This is a genomic window from Thermomonas sp., assembly GCF_025993755.1.
GTDB lineage: Bacteria > Pseudomonadota > Gammaproteobacteria > Xanthomonadales > Xanthomonadaceae > Thermomonas.
The window spans coordinates 21,718-45,496 of sequence record NZ_JAMQHN010000093.1 but is presented as its reverse complement, the minus strand read 5'-3'; the positions used below and the strand labels follow the sequence as shown (position 1 = coordinate 45,496).

At 67.0% G+C, this 23,779-nt stretch carries 20 protein-coding genes; 3 read left to right on the top strand and 17 right to left on the bottom strand.

Annotated features, from left to right (window positions below):
- On the top strand, positions 1 to 1,081 hold a 1,081-nt coding region (locus tag Q0X16_RS06635; RefSeq protein ID WP_297832273.1), incomplete at its 5' end, for a TonB-dependent receptor.
- Positions 1,082 to 1,117: 36 nt separating this feature from the next.
- Here Q0X16_RS06635 and Q0X16_RS06630 read toward each other — a convergent pair.
- Positions 1,118 to 1,606: a transcriptional repressor gene (locus Q0X16_RS06630; RefSeq protein ID WP_297832270.1), complete on the bottom strand. Its 489-nt coding sequence runs from the start codon at positions 1,604 to 1,606 to the stop codon at positions 1,118 to 1,120.
- A gap of 73 nt (positions 1,607 to 1,679) precedes the next feature.
- The gene (gene gltX / locus Q0X16_RS06625; protein WP_297832289.1) at positions 1,680 to 3,077 is read right to left on the bottom strand and encodes a glutamate--tRNA ligase; all 1,398 of its coding nucleotides are present in this window, start codon (positions 3,075 to 3,077) and stop codon (positions 1,680 to 1,682) included.
- Between the two features lie 100 nt (positions 3,078 to 3,177).
- Between gltX and lpxH the strand changes: the two genes are divergently transcribed.
- Positions 3,178 to 3,900, top strand: coding sequence for a UDP-2,3-diacylglucosamine diphosphatase (gene lpxH / locus Q0X16_RS06620; RefSeq protein ID WP_297832268.1), 723 nt, complete (start codon positions 3,178 to 3,180; stop codon positions 3,898 to 3,900).
- A 156-nt stretch (positions 3,901 to 4,056) separates the two neighbouring features.
- Here lpxH and Q0X16_RS06615 read toward each other — a convergent pair whose 3' ends face one another.
- The 7 genes from Q0X16_RS06615 to Q0X16_RS06585 form a co-directional block, all read right to left on the bottom strand.
- Positions 4,057 to 4,860, bottom strand: coding sequence for a ferritin-like domain-containing protein (locus Q0X16_RS06615; protein ID WP_297832266.1), 804 nt, complete (start codon positions 4,858 to 4,860; stop codon positions 4,057 to 4,059).
- A 200-nt stretch (positions 4,861 to 5,060) separates the two neighbouring features.
- Positions 5,061 to 6,530: an amidophosphoribosyltransferase gene (purF, locus tag Q0X16_RS06610; RefSeq protein WP_297832264.1), complete on the bottom strand. Its 1,470-nt coding sequence runs from the start codon at positions 6,528 to 6,530 to the stop codon at positions 5,061 to 5,063.
- A gap of 29 nt (positions 6,531 to 6,559) precedes the next feature.
- Positions 6,560 to 7,546 carry an SPOR domain-containing protein gene (locus Q0X16_RS06605; protein ID WP_297832286.1) on the bottom strand — a complete coding sequence of 329 codons (987 nt, stop codon included), beginning with the start codon at positions 7,544 to 7,546 and terminating at the stop codon, positions 6,560 to 6,562.
- Positions 7,547 to 7,632: 86 nt separating this feature from the next.
- Entirely contained in the window at positions 7,633 to 8,901 is a 1,269-nt protein-coding gene (folC, locus tag Q0X16_RS06600) for a bifunctional tetrahydrofolate synthase/dihydrofolate synthase (protein ID WP_297832261.1), read from the bottom strand.
- A gap of 23 nt (positions 8,902 to 8,924) precedes the next feature.
- Positions 8,925 to 9,575 (bottom strand): histidine phosphatase family protein, encoded by a 651-nt coding sequence (locus Q0X16_RS06595; protein ID WP_297832259.1) that lies wholly within the window; start codon positions 9,573 to 9,575, stop codon positions 8,925 to 8,927.
- Positions 9,576 to 9,642: 67 nt separating this feature from the next.
- The gene (locus tag Q0X16_RS06590) at positions 9,643 to 11,736 is read right to left on the bottom strand and encodes a S46 family peptidase (RefSeq protein ID WP_297832283.1); all 2,094 of its coding nucleotides are present in this window, start codon (positions 11,734 to 11,736) and stop codon (positions 9,643 to 9,645) included.
- 120 nt (positions 11,737 to 11,856) lie between these two features.
- Positions 11,857 to 14,007: a S46 family peptidase gene (locus Q0X16_RS06585; protein ID WP_297832256.1), complete on the bottom strand. Its 2,151-nt coding sequence runs from the start codon at positions 14,005 to 14,007 to the stop codon at positions 11,857 to 11,859.
- A gap of 194 nt (positions 14,008 to 14,201) precedes the next feature.
- Between Q0X16_RS06585 and tdh the strand changes: the two genes are divergently transcribed.
- Complete coding sequence (tdh, locus tag Q0X16_RS06580) at positions 14,202 to 15,224, top strand: L-threonine 3-dehydrogenase (RefSeq protein WP_297832280.1); 1,023 nt, start codon at positions 14,202 to 14,204, stop codon at positions 15,222 to 15,224.
- 18 nt (positions 15,225 to 15,242) lie between these two features.
- On the opposite strand, the gene Q0X16_RS06575 is transcribed toward tdh, so the two are convergent.
- From Q0X16_RS06575 to nuoH, 8 genes are all read right to left on the bottom strand, one after another.
- Positions 15,243 to 15,944: a TorF family putative porin gene (locus tag Q0X16_RS06575; RefSeq protein ID WP_297832253.1), complete on the bottom strand. Its 702-nt coding sequence runs from the start codon at positions 15,942 to 15,944 to the stop codon at positions 15,243 to 15,245.
- A gap of 79 nt (positions 15,945 to 16,023) precedes the next feature.
- Complete coding sequence (gene nuoN / locus Q0X16_RS06570; RefSeq protein WP_297832250.1) at positions 16,024 to 17,493, bottom strand: NADH-quinone oxidoreductase subunit NuoN; 1,470 nt, start codon at positions 17,491 to 17,493, stop codon at positions 16,024 to 16,026.
- Between the two features lie 49 nt (positions 17,494 to 17,542).
- Positions 17,543 to 19,057 (bottom strand): NADH-quinone oxidoreductase subunit M, encoded by a 1,515-nt coding sequence (locus Q0X16_RS06565; protein ID WP_297832248.1) that lies wholly within the window; start codon positions 19,055 to 19,057, stop codon positions 17,543 to 17,545.
- Between the two features lie 33 nt (positions 19,058 to 19,090).
- On the bottom strand, positions 19,091 to 21,151 hold the full coding sequence (gene nuoL / locus Q0X16_RS06560; RefSeq protein WP_297832245.1) for an NADH-quinone oxidoreductase subunit L: 2,061 nt from the start codon (positions 21,149 to 21,151) through the stop codon (positions 19,091 to 19,093).
- Positions 21,152 to 21,211: 60 nt separating this feature from the next.
- On the bottom strand, positions 21,212 to 21,535 hold the full coding sequence (gene nuoK, locus Q0X16_RS06555) for an NADH-quinone oxidoreductase subunit NuoK (protein ID WP_297832242.1): 324 nt from the start codon (positions 21,533 to 21,535) through the stop codon (positions 21,212 to 21,214).
- Entirely contained in the window at positions 21,532 to 22,179 is a 648-nt protein-coding gene (locus tag Q0X16_RS06550; RefSeq protein WP_297832240.1) for an NADH-quinone oxidoreductase subunit J, read from the bottom strand. The genes nuoK and Q0X16_RS06550 overlap by 4 nt, the downstream gene beginning before the upstream one ends.
- A gap of 11 nt (positions 22,180 to 22,190) precedes the next feature.
- Positions 22,191 to 22,682: an NADH-quinone oxidoreductase subunit NuoI gene (nuoI, locus tag Q0X16_RS06545; RefSeq protein WP_297832234.1), complete on the bottom strand. Its 492-nt coding sequence runs from the start codon at positions 22,680 to 22,682 to the stop codon at positions 22,191 to 22,193.
- A 3-nt stretch (positions 22,683 to 22,685) separates the two neighbouring features.
- A complete protein-coding gene (gene nuoH, locus Q0X16_RS06540) occupies positions 22,686 to 23,762 on the bottom strand; it encodes an NADH-quinone oxidoreductase subunit NuoH (protein ID WP_297832276.1) in 1,077 nt (358 codons plus the stop codon).
- Between the last annotated feature and the right edge of the window lie 17 nt (positions 23,763 to 23,779).

The window sequence follows — 23,779 nt, the reverse complement described above, 5'->3', positions numbered from 1 at the left end:
CGGCTACGACCCCACCGAGTGCGAAGGCGACGTGCCCGGCACGGTCTTCCGCACGAATGCCAACGAAGGCCGCGTCGAAGCCAGCTTCGGAAGCACCACCGGCTGGCAGGGCGCAGTGGGCGTCCAGGTGTCCTCCAGCACGTTTGCCGCCTTCGGCGAAGAGGCCTTCGTGCCTGAAACCAGTACCCGTGCCCAAGGCGTGTTCGCGGTGGCCCGGCGCAGCAGCGCGCGCTTCCAGTTCGACCTCGGCGCTCGCGTCGACAGGGTCACATTCAGCCCGGAGGGCGCTGCCGGCCGCAGCTTCCACCCATACAGCCTGGCGCTGGCGGGCGCATGGAAACTCGACGAGCGCTGGAAGCTGACCGTCAATTTCGATCATGCCGAACGCGCGCCGGCCGAAGAGGAATTGTTCGCAGACGGACCGCACATCGCCACGCTGGCCTACGAAATCGGCGACGTCGGCCTGCGCCGGGAGGCGGCCAACCAGCTCGAACTGGGCGTGCAGTACCACTCGGAGCGGGTCAGTGCGAAGCTCTCGGCCTACCGCAACCGCTTCGACAATTTCATCTACCTCGCCGACACCGGCAACGACTGGTACTGGGACGAAGAGGACGAGTACCTGCCGATCCGCCAGTGGACGCAGGGCGACGCGACGTTCCACGGCATCGAAGGCGAAGCCACCTTCCATCTGGCCGCCAACGACAGCGGCGACTGGGATCTGCGCGTGTTCGGCGACAGCGTGCGCGCGACGCTCGCGGCCGGCGGCAACCTGCCGCGCATCGCGCCCTCGCGCTTCGGCGCGCAGTTGCGCTGGGAAAACGCAGGTTGGCGCGCCGCACTGGGGGCCACCCGCACCAATCGTCAGGACAAGGTCGCGAACAACGAAACGCCCACCGCCGGCTACACCCTCGTCGACGCCCACGCAGCCCGCCACTTCGACACAGGCAACTTGAGCTGGGAACTGTTCGCCGACGTCAGCAACCTGACGAACCAGGTCGCACGCGTTCACACCTCGTTCCTCAAGGACGTGGTGGCCCTGCCCGGCCGCAGCGTAGCCTTCGGCGTCAGAATGTTCTTCTGACTTCTGACCGCCTTCCCGCAAACGGGGAAGGCGAATTCACGCCGTAGCGCACTTCGCGCACAGGCCGTGCACTTCCAGCGTCTGCGCCTGCGGCGCGAAACCCAACGCGCGTGCGGCGGCATCCAGCGAGACGACGATGCCGGCATCCTCCAGTTCCGTGGCCGAATGGCAGCGGTTGCAGATCAGGAACGGCACCGAATGCTGCGCGCTGTTGGGATGGTGGCAGGCGACGAAGGCGTTGATCGACTCCAGCTTGTGAATGAAGCCGTTGGCCAGCAGGAAGTCCAGCGCGCGATAGACCGTTGGTGGCGCCGCCGCACCCGCGCCGTCGCCGTCGCGCACGCGCTCCAGCAGGTCGTAGGCCTTGATCGGTTTGCCTGCCTCTGCCACCAGCGTCAGCACTCGGGCGCGCACCGCCGTCAAGCGCAGCCCGCGCTCGCTGCAGGCGCGCTCGACCGCGCGCACGAAACCGGCGGCATCGTGGACGTGATGGTGCGGGTCGATGCAGGCACGTGACCTTGGCATACCGGCATGATGCGGGCGGAACCGCCGCGACTCAAGCCGCAGGACTATGCCCCTTCAAAGGGAAGGCGAAACATCAACCAATCCGCGCGATCGCCGCATCGATCCGCGCCAGCGCCTCGTCGCGTCCGCACAGATAGACCGTCCAGCCGATGTCCGGGCTGACCTGACTGCCGGTAATCGCCACCCGCAGCGGCTGCGCGATCTTGCCCATGCCGATGCCGAGCGCTTCCGCCACGTCCTTGACGACGTCGTGGATGTCCTCGGGCGTCCACTCCGGCAGCGCCGCAAAGCGCGACCGCGCCTGCGCCAGCGGCTCGCGCGCCTGCTCCTTGAGGTGCTTGGCGACGGCCGTCTCGTCGTATTGCGTCAGCGGGCCGAACCACACCGCGGACTTCTCCGCCATCTCCTTTAGCGTCTGCGTGCGCTCGCGCAGCGCGACCACCAGATCGGCCGGCTTCGGCCCCCGGTCGAGGGCATAGCCGAACTGCTGCAGATGCCAGACCAGATGCTTCGCAACGGCCTCGGGATCGTCCGTCTTCAGGTACTGCTGGTTCAGCCAGCCCAGCTTGGCCCTATCCAGCCGCGCCGCCTTGGCGTTCACGTTGGCCAGATCGAACAGCGCCTGCATCTCGGCGATGCTGAAAATCTCCTGGTCGCCGTGCGACCAGCCCAGCCGCGCCAGATAGTTGAGCAGCGCGTGGGGAAGGTAGCCGGCGTCGCGGTACTGCATCACGTCGGCCGCGCCGGTGCGCTTGCTCAGCTTCGCGCCGTGCTCGTCGAGGATCATCGGCAGGTGGGCGAAGTTCGGCACCGGTGCGCCCAGCGCCCGGTAGATGTTGATCTGGCGCGGGGTATTGTTGACGTGGTCGTCGCCGCGCACCACGTCGGTGATGCCCATGTCGACATCGTCCACCACCACTGCGAAGTTGTAGGTGGCATAACCGTCGCTGCGGAAGATCACCAGGTCGTCGAGTTCGCTGTTGGCGATCTCGATCCGTCCCTTGACCTTGTCGTCCCAGGCCACCACGCCATCGGTGGGGTTCCTGAAGCGGATGACGCGGTTGGGGTCGTCGCGCCAGCCGGCGTTGGCGTCTCGGTACGCGCCGTTGTAGCGCGGCTTCTCGCCCGCGGCCATCGCCGCTTCGCGCATCGCTTCGAGCTCTTCCTTCGTCTCATAGGCGTAATAGGCGTGACCGGCCGCGACCAGCTGTTCGGCAACCGCCTGGTAGCGATCGAGGCGCTGGGTCTGGTAGATCGGGCCTTCGTCGTAGTCCAACCCCAGCCAGTCCATCGCCTGCAGGATGGCGTCGATGGCCGCCTGCGTGCTGCGCTCGCGATCGGTGTCCTCGATGCGCAGCACGAACTGCCCACCCCTGGCCCGCGCCGCCAGCCACGAATACAGCGCGGTGCGCGCGCCGCCGATGTGCAGGTAGCCGGTGGGGGACGGAGCGAAACGGGTGCGGACGGTCATGGGGCGCGACATCGGCAGGGAAACGTCCATTTTAGCGTTGCAGACGATTTCCGCCCGGTTGACAGCCCGACTCCACCGCGCGCCGCCCTACAATTCCGCCATGACCACGCTGTTCGTCGCCGACCTCCACCTCGACCCGGAACGCCCGGAAAGCACCGCGCTGTTCGGGCGCTTTCTCGACTTTGATGCGCGTACGGCCGATGCCCTGTACATCCTCGGCGACCTGTTCGAAGCCTGGGTGGGCGACGACGATCCGTCCACGGCCGGCGCCTTCGTCGCCGAGCGCCTGCGCGCACTGGTCGATTCCGGCGTGCCGGTGTACTTCATCCGCGGCAATCGCGACTTCCTGCTGGGCAACGGCTACGCCGCGCGCTGCGGCATGACCCTGCTGGACGATCCCACCGTCATCGACCTGTACGGCGTACCGACGCTGATCCTGCACGGCGACTTGCTGTGCACGGACGACACCGCCTACCAGCAATTCCGCGCGCAGACCCGCGACCCGCAGTGGCAGGCGCAGTTCCTGGCGCAGCCGCTGGCGGCGCGGCTGGCATTCGCCGCCCAGGCGCGCGCGGCCAGCAAGGCGCGCTACGGCGAACTGGTGGCGCAGGGGCAGCAGGAAACGATCACCGACGTGACACCCGCGACCGTGCGCGACTGGTTCCAACGCTTCGGCGTTCGGCGCATGATCCACGGCCACACCCACCGCCCCGCCATCCATGACGCAGGCAACGCCTGCACCCGCATCGTGCTCGGCGACTGGTACACACAGGGATCGGTGCTGAGGGTGGATGTGGGCGGGTTTACGCTGGCGGCGCTGTAGCGCACCCAGGGCTTCCATTGATCACGTCTAGCACCCATCAGGCCAAGTTCTGGAGCGAAATCAAGGAGGAGGCAGCGGTCACAGGCCGCTGCCGGGGGACATTCGCGGAAGGACTTGGCCTGATGGGTGCGACCCGATGATCCGCACCTGCAAGGATCACTCCGCAGCCGCCAGCAAGCTTTCCAGTTCTTCCAGATCGAACCCGGCTTCCAGCCGCGCCTCGGTATTGAACGGCTTGTGCAGCACGCCGCTGGCGTATTCGCGCAGCAGTTCGCGGAAGCGCACGCGCGGCTCGACGCCGGCGCGCTCGCAGTGCCAGCGGTACCAGCGCGATCCCGCGGCGACGTGGGCGATTTCCTCGCGCAGGATCACTTCGAGAATGTCGGCGGTGGCGTCATCGCCCAACCCGCGCAGCTTCACGATCATCCCCGGCGTGACGTCCAGCCCGCGCGCCTCCAGCACGCGCGGCACCAGCGCCATGCGCGCCAGGCCGTCGTGCGCGGTCTTTTCCGCCATCTCCCACAGGCCGTTGTGGGCATCGAAATCGCCATAGTCATGTCTCAGTTCGCGTAGGCGCCCGCGCAGGAGGTTGAAATGCCGCGCCTCGTCGTTTGCCACCGACACCCAATCGGCGTAAAACGCCGCAGGCATGCCGCGGAAGCGATAAACCGCATCCCAGGCCAGGTCCATCGCGTTGAATTCGATGTGCGCGACCGCGTGGATGAAAGCGGCGCGGCCTTCGTCGGTGCCGAAGCCGCGGCGCGGCAGGTCGCGCGGGTGCACCAGCCGCGGACGCGGCGGCCGGCCCGGCATGCGGATCGGCTCCGGCGGCGGCGCGCCGTCGAGAACCGTAAATTCGCCGCGCGCGAAGGCGGCGGCCATCGCCAGCGTCAACGCAGGCTTGTCGTCCACCGTGGCGGCATCCAGGCAGGTGCGGGCGGCTTCGAACAGACCGGTCATGTGGGAACGTTGCCTGACGCAGGGGGAGTGCTCAGGTGTGTTTCAAGTCGCTCCCCGATACTCGCTTGGTTGAAACACACCTGAGCACTCCCCACCAGACATTCCCGAAGGCGATGGCGGGCATGCCCCGCAACCAAGCGAGTACCGGGGAGCGACTTGCGGGGCATGCCCGCCATCGCCCACCCGCAGGGCCACGTCAGTCAGCCAGCCCGCCGCTTCTTCTTCGCCTCGTCCGAACGCAGCTGCCTGAGGCGCTCGAAATAGCCGGCCTCGATCCCCGTGACGTACTCGCCGTTGAAACAGGAACTGTCGAACGTGCGGCCGGGGAATTTCGGGCCGGCCACCGCGGCTTCCAGATCCGCCAGATCCTGATAGACCAGCCAGTCGCAGCCCAGCAGCGACTCGATTTCCTGCTCGCTGCGCCCGTGCGCCACGAGCTCCTCGCTGGACGGCATGTCGATGCCGTAGACGTTGGGATGACGCACCGGCGGCGCCGCCGAAGCAAGGTAGACTTTCTTTGCCCCCGCATCGCGCGCCATCTGCACGATCTGCTTCGACGTGGTGCCGCGCACGATCGAATCGTCCACCAGCAGCACCACGCGGTTGCGGAATTCCAGCGGGATCGGATTGAGCTTGCGGCGGACCGACTTCGCGCGCTCGCTTTGGCCAGGCATGATGAAGGTGCGTCCGACGTAGCGGTTCTTGATGAAGCCCTCGCGGTACTTCACGCCCAGCACGTTGGCGATCTCCAGCGCGGAATCGCGGCTGGTGTCGGGAATCGGGATCACCACGTCGATGTCGTGATCCGGGCGCAGGCGCAGGATCTTCTCGCCCAGGGTGACGCCCATGCGCATCCGCGCCTTGTGGACCGAGATGTTCTCGATCATCGAATCCGGGCGCGCGAAATAGACGTATTCGAAGATGCAGGGCGTGTGCCTGCCCGGCGCCGCGCACTGGCGCGCGTGCAATTCGCCGCGCGCGGTGATCACGATCCCCTCGCCCGGCTCGACGTCGCGCAGCCGCTCGAAACCGAGGATGTCCAGCGCCGCCGACTCGGAGGCGACCATGTACTCGTCGCCGCCTTCGACGCTTCGCTTGCCCAGCACCAGCGGGCGGATGCCGTTGGGATCGCGGAAGGCGACCACGCCCAGCCCCAGCACCGTGCAGACCACCGCATAGCCGCCGCGCACGCGCCGGTTCACACCTTCCAGCGCGGTGAAAACGGCGTCCGGGGTCAGCGCCGGATGGCGGTCGAGCTCGTGCGCGAACACATTGAGCAACACTTCCGAATCCGAGCCGGTGTTGACGTTGCGGCGATCCTGCTCGAACACCTCGCGCCGCAGCGCCTCGGTATTGACCAGATTGCCGTTGTGGGCCAGCGCGATGCCGTAGGGTGAATTGACGTAGAACGGCTGTGCCTCGTCGCTGCCCTCGCTGCCTGCGGTCGGATAACGGCAATGGGCGATCCCGACCTTGCCCTGCAGCAGCGCCATCGCGCCGGCGTCGAACACGTCGCGCACCAGCCCGTTGCCCTTGTGCACGCGCAGGTGGGTGCCGTGTACCGTGCCGATGCCGGCGGCGTCCTGGCCGCGGTGCTGGAGCGCAGTCAGCGCGTCGTACAACAGGCCGGCGACTGCATTCTGGCCGACGATACCGACGATCCCGCACATGGCATTGGTTTCCGTGGAGTTCGCAGTGATCAGGGATGGGGGCGGACCATGCCGTCCTTCCCGGTCTTGGCTTTCACCTGCGTCTTGAGCGCATCGGCTTCGGCGCGGGTCATCACCGGCCCGACCCGCACCCGGGTCAGCGCGCCATGTTCGCCGCGCACGCTGTCGGTGAAGGCGTTGAAGCCAGCGCGACGCATTTCATCGCGCAGCTTGGTGGCATCCGGCGCCGAAGCGAACGCGCCGATCTGGACCACGAAGCCGGTGCCCACCGGATTGGCCGGCGGCGTCGGTGCCGGTTCCGGCTGAGCCGACGCGGGCTTTGCGGCTGGCGGGTTCGTGGGCTGCGCGGGTTTGGGTGTTTCCGCCGGTTTCGGCGGTTCGGTCGGCTTCGGCGCTTCCACCGGCTTGGGCGGTTCGGCCGGTTTCGGCGGCGGCGTGGTTTCTGCGGGCGTTGCCCCCGCCGGCGCGGCAGGCGCGGCGTCCAGCGCCACCACCTTGGCTTCCACGCTGCTGCTCACCTGTCCGGCGCGAACGCGGGCTGACTCGGCAGTGGCGCGATCTTCGAACGGACCGATCCGCACGCGCTGGGCATCGTTGCCGCCCAGCGTGATTTTTTCACGATAGCCGGGCAAACCGGCCGCGCGCAGGGCCGAGATCACCTTGTCGGCGTCGGCGACGGACTTGTAGTTGCCGAAGCTCACCACGAAGTTGCCGGCCGCCACCGCCGCGAGTGGCGCAGCCGCGGCGTCCGTATCCGGTTCCACTGCCGCCGGCTGCCCGGCCACAGGGGCCGGCATCCCGGTCGCACCGCCGGCGGGCGCCGCGCCGGGCGCGTCCAGCGGCAAATCCTCGGTGATGGTGTCGCCGCCGGCTTGGGGGGCGGCGGGCATGCGCAGCGAGACGCCGGAAACGCCGCTGTCCGGCGCCGGTCCCTTGACCAGCAGCGGAAGGAAGATCACCGCCAGCGCGATCAGCACCACCGCGCCGATCAAGCGCTGTTTCATCGAGACATCCAACGCCATGGGCTGCGCACCGGGGCCGCGGGGGAAAGGGGATTATACCGGTCGCAGGCGTCCGTCCGAATGGAATCAAGCCAGACGGTTCAGCCTTGCCCCAGACAGCGCAGCGCATCGGCGGCCACGTGGAACGAGCCGAAGGCGAGCACGCGATCGCCCGGGTGTGCGTCCGCCAGCGCCGCTGCCAGCGCCGCAGCCACGTCCGGATGCCGCGAACCGCCGCCGGCGGCGGTTCCTTCCAGCCGCTCCGCCAGCGCGTCCACGCCCGTGCCTCGGGCTCCGGCATCGCGCAGGCCGGCCAGAAACCAGCCGTCCACCTCGCCCGCGAGCCTTTCGACGACGCCCGCCGCGTCCTTGTCGGCCAGCGCGGAGAAAACGGCAATAGTTCGCTTGCCTGGCCGATTGCGCAGCCAGTCGGCCAGGGCCTTGGCGGCCTGCGGATTGTGGGCCACGTCGATCCAGACTTCGACGCCGTCGCGCTCGATGCACTGCAAGCGCCCAGACACGCGCGCCTGCGCCACGCCCTGTTCCAGCGCCCCTTGCTCCAACCGCAATCCCAATGCACGCAGCGCGGCGATCGCGCAGGCGGCATTGCGCAGCTGCGCTGGCGTCCCCTGCCCGCCCATCGGCATCGGCAGGTCGATCGAGCAACCGACTTCGCGCCAGCGCCACCGACCCGCATCCAGCGGTTCAGCGAAGAAATCGCTGCCGATCCGCCACGCCGGCGCCCCGATCGCATAGGCATGACGCAGCACGCTGGAGGGCGGATCGTCGTCGCCCAGCACCAGCGGCTTGAACGGCCGCGCGATGCCGGCCTTTTCGAAACCGATCGACTCGATGTCATCGCCCAGCCACGCCTGATGGTCGAGCGCGACCGTGGTGATGATCGCGGCGTCGGCATCCACGAGATTCACCGCGTCCAGCCGCCCGCCCATGCCCACTTCCAGCACCGCCAGGTCCAGTTCCGCACGCTGCAGCAGCCACAGCGCGCACAGCGTGCCGTACTCGAAATAGGTCAGCGTCACCGCTTCGCGCGCGGCCTCGACCGCCTCGAAGCCGGCCACCAGCGCGGCATCGTCCGCATCCACGCCGTCGATGCGCACGCGCTCGTTGTAGCGCAGCAGGTGCGGCGAGGTGTAGGCGCCGACGCGCAGCCCCTGCGCGCGCGCGATCGCCTCGACGAAGGCCACGGTTGAGCCCTTGCCGTTGGTGCCGCCCACGGTGATGACGTGCCGCGCCGGCCGCCCAAGCCCCATGCGCTGCGCCACTTCACGCACGCGCTCCAAGCCCAGCGCGATGGCGCCGGGATGTTGACGCTCGATGAATTCCAGCCAGCCCGCGAGCGTGCGCTTCATGCGTCGTCCTTCCCGATCCCGCGCTACAGCGCGCGATGCTTCGCCTCGCCGAAGAACGGCGTGTGGTGCGCGCAGTCGTTCAGCCGCACGACTTCCAGCGCCTCCACCGAAGGGCCTTCCAGCAGATTGAGCGTTGCCGGCGCCTGCCGGTAGCTCCACAGTTTCGACATCGGCAATCCGAGAATATGGCCGATCAACACACGATTGACCGCGTCGTGCGCCACCACCAGCAGGGTCTCGTCGCTTCCAAGCCCGTCGCAGGCGCGCTCTAGCGCGAGCCAGGATCGTTCGAACACCTGCTGCAGCGATTCGCCGCCCTGCCCCGGCATCTGCACGGTGTCCGGCGCGCTGCGCCAGGCTTGCAGGCGCTCGGGATCACGCTGCGCGATCTCGCTGGCAAGCAGTCCCTCCCAGTCACCGTGGCCGATTTCCAGCAGCCCCGAATCGAAGGTCAGCAGCGGCTCGCGCGCCGCACCCAGCGCCAGGCGCGCGGTCTGGGCAGTCCGCGCCAGCGGCGAGGCGACCGCCCGGTCAATGCGCACGTCGCCTAGGCGCGCACCCAACGCCTGCGCTTGGGCGATCCCGACCTCGGACAGCGGAATGTCCACCTGGCCCTGATAGCGGCCTTCGGCGTTCCACGGGGTTTCGCCGTGGCGGGCGAGCAGGATGCGCATGCGCGGCGATCTCCGGGTTTTGTGCAATGCACAAGATTACCAGAGACCGCCGGACGGTCGGCTCCCGTCAGGGCTTCGGCGCGACGCCCAGTTCCTCCAGCAATTGCGGCGCCGGCATGACTTCCTGCATCACCCAGCGCATGTAGCGCGCGTCCACCGAAATCATCCGCGTCAGCACCGGATCGAACACCCAGTTGCTGGCCACCGATTCGAGCGTGCCGTCGAAAGCCAGGCCCACCAGCCGGCCGTCGGCGTCCAGCACCGGCGAGCCGGAATTGCCGCCGGTGATGTCGAGGTCGGACAGGAAGTTCACCGGGACGGTGCCGAGGAGGTCGTCGGCCAGGCCGCCATAGCGCTTGGCCGCGATCGCATCCAGCAGCGTCTGCGGACTGTCGAAGGGTTCGGCGCCCGTACTCTTGGCCGCCACCTGTTCGAGCAGGGTGAACGGCGCCTGCACGCTGCCATCGAGCTTGGTGTAGCCGCGCACGTGGCCGAAGGTGATCCGCAGCGAGGAGTTGGCGTCCGGATAGATCGCCTCGCCCTTGCTGCGGCGATAGTCGGCCACTGCCTGGAGATAGATCGGCGTGGCAAGCATCGCCTCGCCGGAGCGGATCTTCGACTGCCGCTCCATCTCCAGCAGGGTCGGCATCACCGCCACCGCGTAGCGGATCGCCGGATCGGTGCTGGCTTCGAACGCGGCGCGATCGGCATGCAACCACTTCAGGCGCTCGTCGAGCGCGCCGAGCTTGCTGGCGTCGAGCTGACCCAACGCACGTTCGACCGCGGCGCGGTCGCCGCCGCCCAGCCAGGCATCGACCGCCGCCACGTGCTGGCCGGCCGGCAACGCCACGTAGCGATTCAGCCAGTAGGCCTGGAGCTGGCGATCCATCGACGGGTCGTAGCGGCGGTCCATCTGCCGCAGCATGCCCTCGACCATCGGCAGATCGCGATCCTGATAGCCGCTGTCACGATCGGCGTCGGGCTTCTGGCGTTCGATCGCCAGCCGATACAGCCGCACCGCGGTGCCGATCAGGCCGGTTCCATTGAAACCGCCGACGGTGTAATTGCGTTCCTGGACGCGACTGGCTTCCCGGGTCAGCTCGACCATCCGCGCGTGCGCCGCCAATGCGGCCTTGCCGCGCTCGCCCTGTCCGGCCAGCCAGCCCAGGATCGCAGCCTCCTCGCGACGCTTGATGCCAAGCACGTCGTTGCGGCGGAAGCCTTCCAGCTGGCCGTCGAAATTCTTCATCGTGTTGTTCCAGCCGGCCATGTTCGCGGCGTACTTCACCGCGATCTCTGGATTGGCCTTGCCGGCGGCTTCCACCAGCGCGATCTGGTCGCGGAAGGCCTGGACAACGGTCGGATACAGCCAGTTCTGGGTGTTCTCGAACTGGGCGACGGTGGCGTAGCGGTCGGTGCGGCCCGGGTAGCCGGCCACCATCACGAAGTCGCCGGCGCCCAGCGGGCGCTCGGCGAGCTTCAGCCAGTGCCTGGGCTGGTAGGGGACGTTGTCGGGCGAATACGCCGCCGGCTTGCCGTCCTTGCCGACATAGGCGCGGTAGAACGAGAAGTCGCCGGTATGGCGCGGCCACATCCAGTTGTCGATGTCGCCGCCGAACTTGCCGATCCCCGACGGCGGCGCATAGACGAGGCGCACATCCTTGATTTCGAGATTCTTGAACAGCCGATACGTGTTGCCGCCCATGAAGCTGTAGACGCGGCAGCGGTAGCCGGGGTCGGCCTCGCACTGGCTGGTGATCGACTTCTCGAACGCTTCCAGCGCATCGACGCGCTTGAGCGGATCGTTGCCGGCGGATGCGATTGCCGCCTTCGCCTGCGCCGTGACGTCGGTGATCGATTCGAGCACGTAGATGCGCGCGTTCGGGCCCGCCGACAGTTCGCCGCTGCGAGTGGGCGTGCTGAAGCCGTCGCGAATCAGGTTGCGTTCGGCGGTGGAGTTGAGCTGGATCGCGCCATAGGCGCAATGGTGGTTGGTCGCCACCAGGCCCTGCGGTGAAACGAAGCTGGCGGTGCAGCCGCCCAGCGACACCACCGCGCCCATCGGATCGCCGGTCAAATCGGCCAGCTGTCGCGGATCCAACCGCAGCCCGGCTTGCTTGAGTCGCGCGGAAATCTCGGGAAGCTGCTGCGGTACCCACATGCCTTCGTCGGCACGCGCCAGCGTGCTGGTCGCAAGGATCGCCGCGGCCAGGCCGGCGGCCAACAGGGTCTTGTTCATCGTCTCGTCCTCATCGGGGAATCAAATACGGGGTGGAAATTTTCATTCGGCAGGCAGCCGCAGCTCGCGCAGCAGCCGCGGCGCCGGATACACCTTGGCCAGCAGCCAGCGCAGGTAACGCATGTCGACGTGGATCGCGCGCTTGTAGCGCGGGTCGTACATCCAGCTGGCGCTGACCGCTTCCCAGTTGGAATCGAAGTTCAATCCAATCAGCCGGCCCTGCGCGTCCAGCACCGGCGAACCAGAGTTGCCGCCGGTGGTGTCGAGGTTGGTCAGGAAATCGACGGTCTGGGTCTTCAGTTCCGAATCGGCGGTGGAACCGAAATCGCCGCGTTCGATCGCCTCCAGCAGCGGCTTCGGAGCGTCGAACGGCACCTTGCCGGTGTTCTTTTCGACGATGCCGGCCACGGTGGTCAGCGCGCGGTAATCCACGCCATCGCGCGCACTGAGCGTACTGACGCGGCCAAAGCTCACGCGCAAGGTGGAGTTGGCGTCCGGATAGACCGCCCTTCCCTGCGACCGGCGATAGGCAATCAGCGTCTGCATGTAGGCCGGACGCAGCCGCAGCAGCTCGCCGGCCCTCTGCTTGGCTTCCTCGTCCAGGCGCAGCAGCGCCGGCTGCAAGGCGGCGGCGGCGCGCAGCAGGCTGTCGTCGGATGCCGCGAGTTGCGCGGCATCCAGTTGCAGCGCCGCCATGCGCGTGGCCTCGTCGCCCAGGCGGGTGCCGGCATACAGCGCATCGACGCGCGCTCCGGCCTCGGTGGCATCGTGGCCGAACACGGCGTCGAATTCGGGCACGCGCTGCGCCGCCGGCAGCGCGAAATAGCGGTCCAGCGCATAGCGCAACGTCGCCTTTTCCACCTCCGGGTCGTAGCGCCGCTGCAGCTGCCGCAGCCCGGCCTCGATCATCGCCTCGTCGCGCTGCTGATAGCCGGACTCGCGCTCGGCGTCGGGCTTGGCATGTTCCAGCGCGCGACGCTGCAACCGCACCGCCGCGCCGAGCAGGCCCGGGCGCAGGAACGGCAGCAGGAAATCGCGCTCGCGCGTTGCCTCACCGGCGTCGAGCTGGGCCTGCAGCGCGGCGATCTCCGCCTGGCGCGACCGGGCATCCGGCTGCTTCGCCAGCCAGGCCAGCATCCCCGTTTCGTCGCCGCGCCGCACGCGGATCGCATCGCTTCGGCGCAGCCCCTCCAGTTCGCCCTGCGCCCGCTTGAGGGTGTTCTTGTAGCCGGCCACGGTGGAGGCATACAGCACCTCCTTGCCAGGATTTCCCGCAGTCGCCCGTTCGACGACTTGGATCAGGCCGTCGTACATCGAGACGCGGTTGGGCAGCAGCCAGTCGATCTGGTTGGCGAATTCGGAGGCGGTGCGGTGCCGGAAGGTGATGCCCGGATAGCCCGCCAGCATCGCGAAATCGCCCTCGCGGACCGGCTCCGTCGAAACCGTCAGCCAGGCCGGCGGCCGATAGGGCACGTTGTCCTTCGAAAACGCCGCCGGTTTGCCGTCCCGGCCGACGTAGGCACGATAGAAACTGTAATCGCCGACGTGGCGCGGCCAGACGAAATTGTCGATCTCGTCGCCGTAGTTGCCGATCGCCACCGGGGGCGCGTTGACCAGCCGGATGTCCTTCAGTTCCAGCTGCTTGATCAGGTAGAAGTCGCTGCCGTAATACATGTCGGCGACGCTGCAGCGATGGCCGGCGTCCTGCTCGCATTCGGCGACCGCCGCCTTTTCTGCGGCTTCCACCGCATCGAAATAGGCGCGCCCGGTCTTGCCACGCGCGCCCTCGAGGATGCGGTCGGTGATCCTGTCGAAGGCGACGGTGACGTAGACCCGCGCCGCCGGACCGGCGGACACCTCGTCCTCCAGCGTGGCGGCGTTGAAGCCGTCGCGGATCAGGTTGCGTTCGGGCGTGGAGTTGTACTGGATCGCGCCCATGGCGCAGTGGTGGTTGGTGACGATCAGCCCCTGCTCGGACACGAAGCTCGCGGTGCAACCGCCCAGCGACACCACGGCCGCCAGGGGCGCGCGATCCAGGTCGGCCAGCGCGGCGGCATCGCCGCGAAAGCCGGCGGCCGCAAGCTGTGCAGACAGGCCCGGAAGCTGGGACGGCAGCCACATGCCTTCGTCGGCATGGGCCGCGCCTGCGGCCAGGGACATGGCGAGGGCAACGGCAAGGGGGCGTCGTGACATGGCGAAGCTCCGGCTGGGGCCGCTGGCGCGATCGGCGGTCGCGGCAAGGGAATGGAGCCAGTCATTCTAGCCGTTCGTCGCGCGACCAAGGCGTGGCGAAGGTCACGCGCGGCGAGAGGCAACGCCGGTTTGACCTGCGTGGCCTTAAAATGCCGCTGGTCCATCGAGAGAACACGGCCATGCCGGAAACGACCATGAAAGCGCTGGTCAAGCGCGAAGCGGGCAAAGGCATCTGGATGGAGCAGGTGCCGATTCCGGCGCCGGGGCCGAACGAGGTGCTGATCAAGCTGGAAAAGACCGCGATCTGCGGCACCGACCTGCACATCTACCTCTGGGACGAGTGGAGCCAGCGCACCATCAAGCCCGGTCTGGTCATCGGCCACGAGTTCGTCGGTCGCATCGTCCAGATCGGCGCCGCGGTCGGAGGCTACGAGGTCGGCCAGCGCGTTTCGGCCGAAGGCCACATCGTCTGCGGCCACTGCCGCAACTGCCGCGGCGGCCGCCCGCACCTGTGCCCGAACACCATCGGCATCGGCGTCAACCGCAATGGCGCGTTCGCCGAATACATCGTGATGCCCGTCTCCAACCTGTGGCCGATCCCGGACCAGATTCCCTCGGAACTCGCCGCCTTCTTCGACCCCTACGGCAACGCCGCCCACTGTGCGCTGGAGTTCGACGTGATCGGCGAGGACGTGCTGATCACCGGCGCCGGCCCGATCGGCGTGATCGCCGCCGGCATCTGCAAGCACATCGGCGCCCGCAACGTCGTCGTCACGGACGTCAACGATTTCCGCCTGAAGCTCGCCGCCGACATGGGCGCCACGCGCGTGGTCAACGTCGCCAACCAGTCGCTGAAGGACGTGATGTCCGACCTGCACATGGAAGGTTTCGATGTTGGCCTGGAAATGAGCGGCAACCCGCGCGCCTTCAACGACATGCTCGACTGCATGTACCACGGCGGCAAGATCGCGATGCTCGGCATCATGCCCAAGGGCGCCGGCTGCGACTGGGACAAGATCATCTTCAAGGGCCTGACCGTGCAGGGCATCTACGGCCGCAAGATGTACGAGACCTGGTACAAGATGACGCAGTTGGTGCTCGGCGGCTTCCCCCTTGGCAAGGTGCTGACGCACCAGCTTCCGGTCGATGACTTCCAGAAAGGTTTCGATCTGATGGAATCGGGCAAGGCCGGCAAGGTTGTTCTCAGCTGGAACTGACCGCGAGCGGCAACCGCTTCAGCGCGCGATCTTCACCATCAGCACCAGCCGGCTGTCGGCCGTCCTGCCGAAATCCGCGCGCGCCGTGGCGTTGGTGCCGTGATAGCCGAGCGCGATGTCCGCCGCCCCGAACCGACGGGCGATCCGTAGGTTCCAGTCGGTGTAATCACGCACCCCGGTTGCAGCGCTGTCGCGAAACACGTTGCGGCCGACGCCGGCCGACAGGCGCAGCGCATTCGGCAGCGCCCACTGCGCCTCGGCCGCGTAGTACAGCCCGGTCGTGCCGGTGTTCCAGACGTCGTTGCTGTAGCCGAACGACAGCCTGTAATCGTCGACCACGGTCAGGCTGGCGATCCATTCGTTGTAGTCCAGCGCGTCCGCGCCGGAATAGCTGTAGCGATTGAGCGACACGTCCAGTTCGACGGATTCGCCCAGGTCGCGCGCATAGCCCACCGTCCAGTCGATTTCGACCCGCGGGCCGCCCGCGCCGAAATCCACACCAGAAGCCCAGCCTCCCAGATACCAGCCCGCTTCCGATTCCACGGTGACGCCGCCCTGCAGGGCCGGTTTGCCGTCCGTCTGCGAGACGCCGCGGAACAGGTAGTCGGAAACCGCGCCGATTTCCCAGCTTACCGGGGGCTCGGCCTCTTCCTGCGCACGGGCAGGAGCCGCGGTCGCCCAGAGAACGAGTGTGATGACGAGCAGGCGCGGCGTGCTCATGCCCCGGAGTCTGACCGAATCCCGCCGGAAATGCGATCCGCGCAGTCGGAAGGACCGCCGCGGATCGCATTCGAACGGATCAGACGAACGCCGCCTGGCACCAGGCCATGATCGGATTCCAGAACACGCCCAGCACCAGCAGTGCCAGCGCGTTGACGGCGAAGGTGAAGCGCATCACGCCGTTCTCGCGCGCCTCCATCGGCGCATGGCCCTCTTCCGGCGCGTCGAAATACATCACCTTCATCACGTGCAGGTAGTAGTACGCGCCGATCACCGCGAACACGATACCGACGATCGCCAGCCACAGCATGCCGCCGTCGATCGCCGCGCGCAGCACCGCCAGCTTGGCCCAGAAGCCTAGGAACGGCGGGACGCCGGCCAGCGAGGCCATCACGCACAGCACCATCGCCGCGCTCCACGGATCGCGGGCGTTCAGGCCCTTGTAGTCGGCGATCCGGTCGGCCTCGAAGCCGCGCCGCGCCATCAGCACGATCGCGCCGAAGGCGGCGGTCGCCATCAGTGCGTAGGAGATCGCATAGAACATCGCCGACGCATATCCGACCGCACCGCCGCCGGCGAAGCCGAGGAAGACGAAGCCGACGTGGGAGATCGTCGAATACGCCAGCATGCGCTTGAGATTGGCCTGCACCAGCGCGATCACGTTGCCGACCACCAGCGAGAGCGTGGCCAGCACCGCCATCAGCGGCTGCCACTGCTCGGCCAGTGGCGCGGTCCCGAAGCCGAACAGGCGCACCACCATCGCGAACGCGGCGAGCTTGGGCGCCGAGCTGATGAACAGGGTGATCGGGGTGGGCGCGCCGTGATAGACGTCGGGCAGCCACATGTGGAACGGCGCGGCGCCGAACTTGAAGGACACGCCGGCGGTCATGAACACCACGCCGGCCAGCAGCAGCATCGGATGATCGACGCCCGCCGCGACATTGCGGATGGTGGGCAGGTCGAGGCTGCCGGTGGCGCCGTAGACCAGCGACATGCCGTACAGCAGCAGACCCGAGGCCAGCGCACCGAGCACGAAATACTTGATCGCCGCTTCCGAGGCCAGCGGGCTGTCGCGGTCGATCGCCACCAGCGCGTAGGAACTCAGCGCCAGCAGTTCCAGACCGAGATAGACCATGACCAGCGATCCGGCCGAGATCAGCAGCATCATGCCGAGCACGGCGAACAGCACCAGCACCGACACCTCGCCCTTGTAGATCCCGCGTTCGCGCAGGTCGGGCCAGAAGAACAGCAACGCGACCGCCGACACCACGCAGGTGCAGACCTTGAGCACGTCGGCCATGGTGTCGCGCACGAACATGCCCGACAGCACCGAGGCCTCGTCGCCGGAGCCCACGCCCAGCACGATCATGGCCCCGACCAGCAGCAGCGCCAGCACCGACAGGACGTGGGTGATGCCGCGACGGGCGTCGCTCACGAACAGGTCGATCAGCAGCAACAGGAAGCCGAGTCCGGCCAGCGTCAGCTCCGGGATCAGCGGCACCAGTTCGCTGGCAACCGGCATGGCAAGGGTGGCCTGCATCGTCGTCATGTCCTGAAAATCGTTCCGAAATCGCGGCGAAGGATGTCCACGGGCGGGCTCACAGCAGTTTGCTCGCCGCCAGCTGGTCGGCCAGCTGGGAAATGGTCGGGGCCATCAGGTCGGTCAGCGGCTGCGGCCACACGCCGAGGATCAGGGTGCCCAGCGCGAACACGCCCAGCACGATCCACTCGCGCATGTTGATGTCCTTCATCGTCAGCACCGGCGCGTTGACGACATCGCCCCAGATGATCCGCTTGGTCAGCCACAGCGAATAGCCGGCGCCGATGATCAGGGTCAACGCGGCGCTCAGGCCGATCAGCGGGTGCGCCTGGAAGCTGGCGAGGATCACCACGAACTCGCCGACGAAACCGCTGGTGCCCGGCAGGCCGGAGTTGGCCATCGCGAACAGCACCCAGAACATCGCGAACCACGGCATCACCCGCGCCACGCCGCCGTAATCCTTGATCTGGCGGGTGTGCAGCCGGTCGTAGAGCACGCCGACGCAGGAGAACATCGCGCCCGAGATGAAGCCGTGGCTGACCATCTGCACCATCGCGCCTTGCAGGCCGAACTCGGCGGTGTCGTTGGCGCCCGCCACGCGCACCAGCTGGAAGGCGATGAAGGTGCCGAGGATGACGAAACCCATGTGGGCGACCGAGGAATAGGCGACCAGCTTCTTCATGTCGGCCTGCACCAGCGCCACCATGCCCACATAGACGATCGCGATCAGGCTGAAGGCGATCATCAACCACGCCCATTCCTGCCCCGCGTCGGGGACGACCGGCAGGGTGAAGCGCAGGAAACCGTAGCCGCCGATCTTCAGCATGATCGCCGCCAGCACCACCGAACCACCGGTCGGCGCCTCGACGTGAGCGTCCGGCAGCCAGGTATGGACCGGGAACATCGGGACCTTGATCGCGAAGGCGCCGAAGAAGGCGAAGAACAGCCAGGTCTGCTCGGTCATGCTCAGCGGCATCGCGGCCAGATCGGCGATCTGCCAGCTGCCGCCCTTCATGTACAGGTAGATCAGCCCGACCAGCATGAACACCGAGCCGAGGAAGGTGTACAGGAAGAACTTCATCGCCGCGTAGATCCGGCGCGGACCGCCCCAGACGCCGATCACCAGGAACATCGGGATCAGCATCGCTTCGAAGAACACGTAGAACAGCATCGAATCGAGCGCGCAGAACACGCCGATCATCACGCCTTCGAGCATCATCAGGCAGGCGAAATACTGGGCGACGCGCTTTTGCACCGAACCCCAGGCGCCGATCAGCACCAGCACGCCAACCAGCGTGGTCAGGCCGATCAGCGGCACCGACAGGCCATCCACGCCAAGGTGGTACTGGATGTCGTAGGCCGGAATCCACGCGTGCAACTCGACGAACTGCATTTCCGCCGTGGTCTGGTCGAACCCGGTGAACAGCGGCACCGTCAGTGCCAGGGTCACCAGCGCGAAGACAAGCGAAGTCCAGCGCGCGGCGTCCGGCCGGCGATCGCCGACGACGAGCGAGAGCACGCCGCCGAGGATCGGCAGCCAGATGAGGAGACTGAGCAGGGGCCAGTGGGTCACTCTTGCGGTTTCCTTCAGATATCGATTGCCGGCTTACGCCCAGAAGTGGTGAATCATGGCCAACAGCGCGACCAGTCCGACGATCATCGCGAAGGCGTAGTGGTACATGTAGCCGGATTGCAGCCTGCGGGAAATCGCCGCGACCACGCCGATCAGGTTGGCGCTGCCGTTGACGAACAGGCCGTCGACGACGCGGCTGTCCACCAGGTTCGACGCCTTGCCCAGCTGCACGCTGCCGCCGGCCAGCCCGCCGATCCACAGATCGTCCATGTAGAACTTGCGCTGCAGCACGCGGATCGGCGCCGCCAGCGCGCGCGACAGGCCTTCACGAAGTTCCGGCTTGACGACGTACAGCAGGGTCGCGGCGGCGAAACCGAGGCAGGCCAGCCAGAACGGCAGCGTAGTGAAGCCGTGCAGGGCAAACGCGATCGGGCCGTGGAACTCCTCGGCCACCTTGGCGACCATGTCGTTCTGTTGCAGCACGTGGATCGCACCGGCAAAGAACGGGGTCTGCTCGGCGTGACCCATCATGTCGGTTCCGAACAGCATCGGCCCGGCGGTGAAGAATCCCACGCCGATCGAAGCGATCGCCAGCAGCACCAGCGGCAGCGTGACGACCCACGGCGATTCCTTCGGCTCGTGGACGCCGTGGTGGCCATGGTCGTCGTGCGCATGAGCGTCGTCGTGCCCGTGCCCGGCCTCGACCTTGCGGAAGCGCTCTTCGCCGAAGAAGGTCAGGTACAGCAGGCGGAAGCTGTAGAAGCTGGTGACGAAGGTGCCGAGGATCACCGCCCACTTCGCGTACTGCGCGATCATGTCGCCTGGACGCGCGGCGGCGTGCAGCTCGGTCGCGGTGATGATGGTGTCCTTGGAGTAGTAGCCGCTGAAGAACGGCATCGCCACCAGCGCCAGCGTGCCGATCAGCGTGGTCCAGAAGGTGATCGGCATGTACTTGCGCAGGCCGCCCATCTTGAACATGTTCTGCTCGTGGTGCATGCCGATGATCACGCTGCCGGCGGTGAGGAACAGCAGGGCCTTGAAGAAGGCGTGGGTCATCAGGTGGTAGACAGCCGCCGAATAGGCCGACACGCCCAGCGCCACCGTCATGTAGCCCAGCTGCGACAGCGTGGAATACGCCACCACGCGCTTGATGTCGCTTTGCACCATGCCGATCAGGCCGGTCCAGAACGCGGTGGTGGCGCCGATGAACAGCACGAATTCCAGCGCCGTCGGCGACAGCTCGAACAGCGGCGACATCCGCGCCACCATGAAGATGCCGGCGGTCACCATGGTCGCCGCGTGGATCAGCGCCGAAATTGGTGTTGGGCCTTCCATCGAATCCGGCAGCCACACGTGCAGCGGCACCTGCGCCGACTTGCCCATGGCGCCGACGAACAGCAGGATGCAGATGATGGTGGGCACCGACCACAGGTGGCCGGGGAGAATCTCGAACGTCCGGTCGGCGATCGACGGTGCGTTCGCGAAGGCGGTGGCGTAGTCCAGCGTGCCGATCCAGTACAGCACGCCGGCGATGCCGAGGATGAAGCCGAAATCGCCGACGCGGTTGACCAGGAAGGCCTTGAGGTTGGCGAACACCGCGCTCGGCTTCTTGTACCAGAACCCGATCAGCAGGTAGGACACCAGGCCGACCGCTTCCCAGCCGAAGAACAGCTGCATGAAGTTGTTGCTCATGCACAGCATCAGCATGCTGAAGGTGAACAGCGAGATGTAGCTGAAGAAGCGGGTGTAGCCGTCGTCGTCGGCCATGTAACCGATGGTGTAGACGTGCACCAGCAGCGAAACGAAGGTGACGACCACCATCATCATCGCGCTGAGCTTGTCGACCAGGAAGCCGACGTTGACCGAGATGTCGCCGGCCTGCAGCCAGCCGTACACGTTCTCGTTGAACACCGGCGCGCCCTGCATCAGCTGCCAGAGCACGTAGGACGACAACGCGCAGCTGGCGGCGACCCCGAGGATCGTCACCGTGTGTGCGCCCGCGCGCCCGACGAAGCGGCCGAACAGACCCGCGATCAGCGAGCCCAGCAGCGGCAGCAGGACGATCAGGACGAGGTGGGTTTGGGAAATGGCCATGTGGTCGTCTTGTCTGGAACTCGGTCTTGCGTTGCGTGGAAGCGCGGAGGGGCGATCGCCTCACCCCTTCAAGGTGTCGATGTCCGCGACATCGATGCTGCGACGGTTGCGGAACAGGGTGACGAGGATCGCCAGGCCGATCGCCGCCTCGGCGGCCGCCACGGTCAGGATGAAGAACACGAACACCTGCCCCGAGGCATCGCCGAGGGAACGCGAGAAGGCCACGAAGTTGACGTTCACAGAGAGCAGGATCAGCTCCAGCGAAATCAGCAGCATGATCACGTTCTTGCGGTTCAGGAACAGCCCGGCGACGCTGATGCAGAACAGCACCGCGCCCAGCGCGAGGTAATGGCCCAGCGACAGGCCGGTCAGCAGCGCGTTCATGGCTTGGCCTCCTCGGCGGTCGCGTTCGCCGGCGTTTCCGGGCGAACGGCCTGCATCTTCACCATGCGCAGGCGATCGGCGGGACGCACGCGAACCTGCTCGGACGGGTTCTGGTGGCGGGTGCCTTCGCGACGGCGCAGGGTCAGCATCACCGCGGCCACCACCGCAACCGTCAGGATCACGGCGGCCACTTCGAACGGCAGCAGGAACTGGGTGAACAAGGCGTGTGCCAGCCACTGGGTGTTGGACAAGCCGGCGGCGGCGGCCGGATCGGCCGGCAGCGGCGTCTGGGTGGCGCCGCGCACCCCGATCAGCACCAGCATCTGCGCCAGCATCGCCGCGGCGACGACCAGACCGATCGGCAGGTAGCGCACGAAGCCCTCGCGCAGCGGCACCCGCTCCATGTCCAGCATCATCACCACGAACAGGAACAGCACCATCACCGCACCGACATAGACCAGCACCAGCATCAGCCCGAGGAACTCGGCGTTGCCGACGATCCAGGTGCAGGCCACCGAGAAGAAGGTCAGCACCAGCCACAGCACGGCATGCACCGTATTGCGCGCGCTGATCGCGGCCAGCGCGGCGATGGTCGCCACCGCCGCCGAGCACAGGAAGGAAAGGGTTGGGTAATCGAAGTCCATGCGTGCCTGCTTCAGCGGTACGGGGCATCGGCGCCGCGGCGATCGGCGATCTCGGCTTCAAGCCGATCGCCGATCGCCAGCAGCTTGGGCTTGGTCAGGATGTTTTCGCCGCGGTGTTCGAAGTGGTACTCGTGGATGTGGGTTTCCACGATCGAGTCGGTCGGGCACGACTCCTCGCAGAACCCGCAGAAGATGCACTTGAACAGGTCGATCTCGTAGCGGGTGGTGCGGCGGGTGCCGTCGTCCTGGCGCGGGCCGGCCTCGATGGTGATCGCCAGCGCCGGGCATACCGCCTCGCACAGCTTGCAGGCGATGCAGCGCTCCTCGCCGTTGGCATAGCGGCGCAGCGCGTGGATGCCGCGGAAGCGCGGCGACATCGGGGTCTTTTCCATCGGGTACATCAGCGTGTACTTGGGACGGAACAGGTACTTCAGGGTCAGCCACAGGCCGCCGACCAGTTCGATCAGCAGCAGGCTCCTGAAGTAGGAAACGATCTTGCCCACGCCTTACCTCCCCGCCTCGAGGATGCCGAAATACACCAGCAACGCGGTCACGAAGATCCACGCAATGGTGATCGGAATGAACACCTTCCAGCCCAGCCGCATGATCTGGTCGTAGCGGTAGCGCGGGAACGCGGCGCGGAACCAGATGAAGCTGCTGGCGAAGAAGAACATCTTGGCCATCAGCCACCACCAGCCGTCGCCGAGCAGCGTGCCGAGCACCGGAACGTCCGGGATCCAGGCCGCCGGTATCGGCGAGAGCCAGCCGCCGAGGAAGAAGATCGGGGTCAGGATGCTGACCAGGATCATGTTGGCGTATTCGGCCAGGAAGAACAGCGCGAACTGCGAACCGGAATATTCCACCATGTGGCCGGCGACGATTTCCGACTCGCCTTCCACCACGTCGAACGGCAGGCGGTTGGTTTCGGCCACGCCGGACACGAAGTAGATGACGAACAGCGGCGCCAGCGGAATGAAGAACCATTCGGTGAAGCCACCGTTGCCCGACTGCGCCATCACGATCTCGGACAGGTTCAGCGTGCCGGCGGCCACCAGCACGCCGACCAGGGCGAAGCCCGCGGCGATTTCGTAGCTGATCATCTGCGCCGAGGCGCGCATCGCGCCGAGGAAGGCGTATTTCGAGTTGGACGCCCAGCCGGCGATGATGACGCCGTAGATGCCCAGCGAGGTCATCACCAGCAGATAGAGCACGCCGGCATTGGCGTTGGACAGCACCACCCGGGCGTCGAACGGAACCACCGCCCAGGCCGCGAACGCCGGCACCAGCATCAGCAGCGGCGCCAGGCGGAACAGCACCGGATGCGCCACGGTCGGCTGCACGACTTCCTTGAACAGCAGCTTGAACACGTCGGCGAAGGCCTGGAACACGCCCCAGCCGACGTACATCGGCCCGTGGCGGACGTGCATCCAGCCGATCAGCTTGCGCTCCCAGACCACGTAGAAGGCCACCGCGATGATCACCGGCACCGCAATCACGAGGATCTTGAGCACGATCCACGCCAGCATCCCGAGCGTGCCAATCCCCAGCAGCGCATCGCGCAGCGGATCGATCGCGTAGGTCATCACCGGATTGAAGGTCG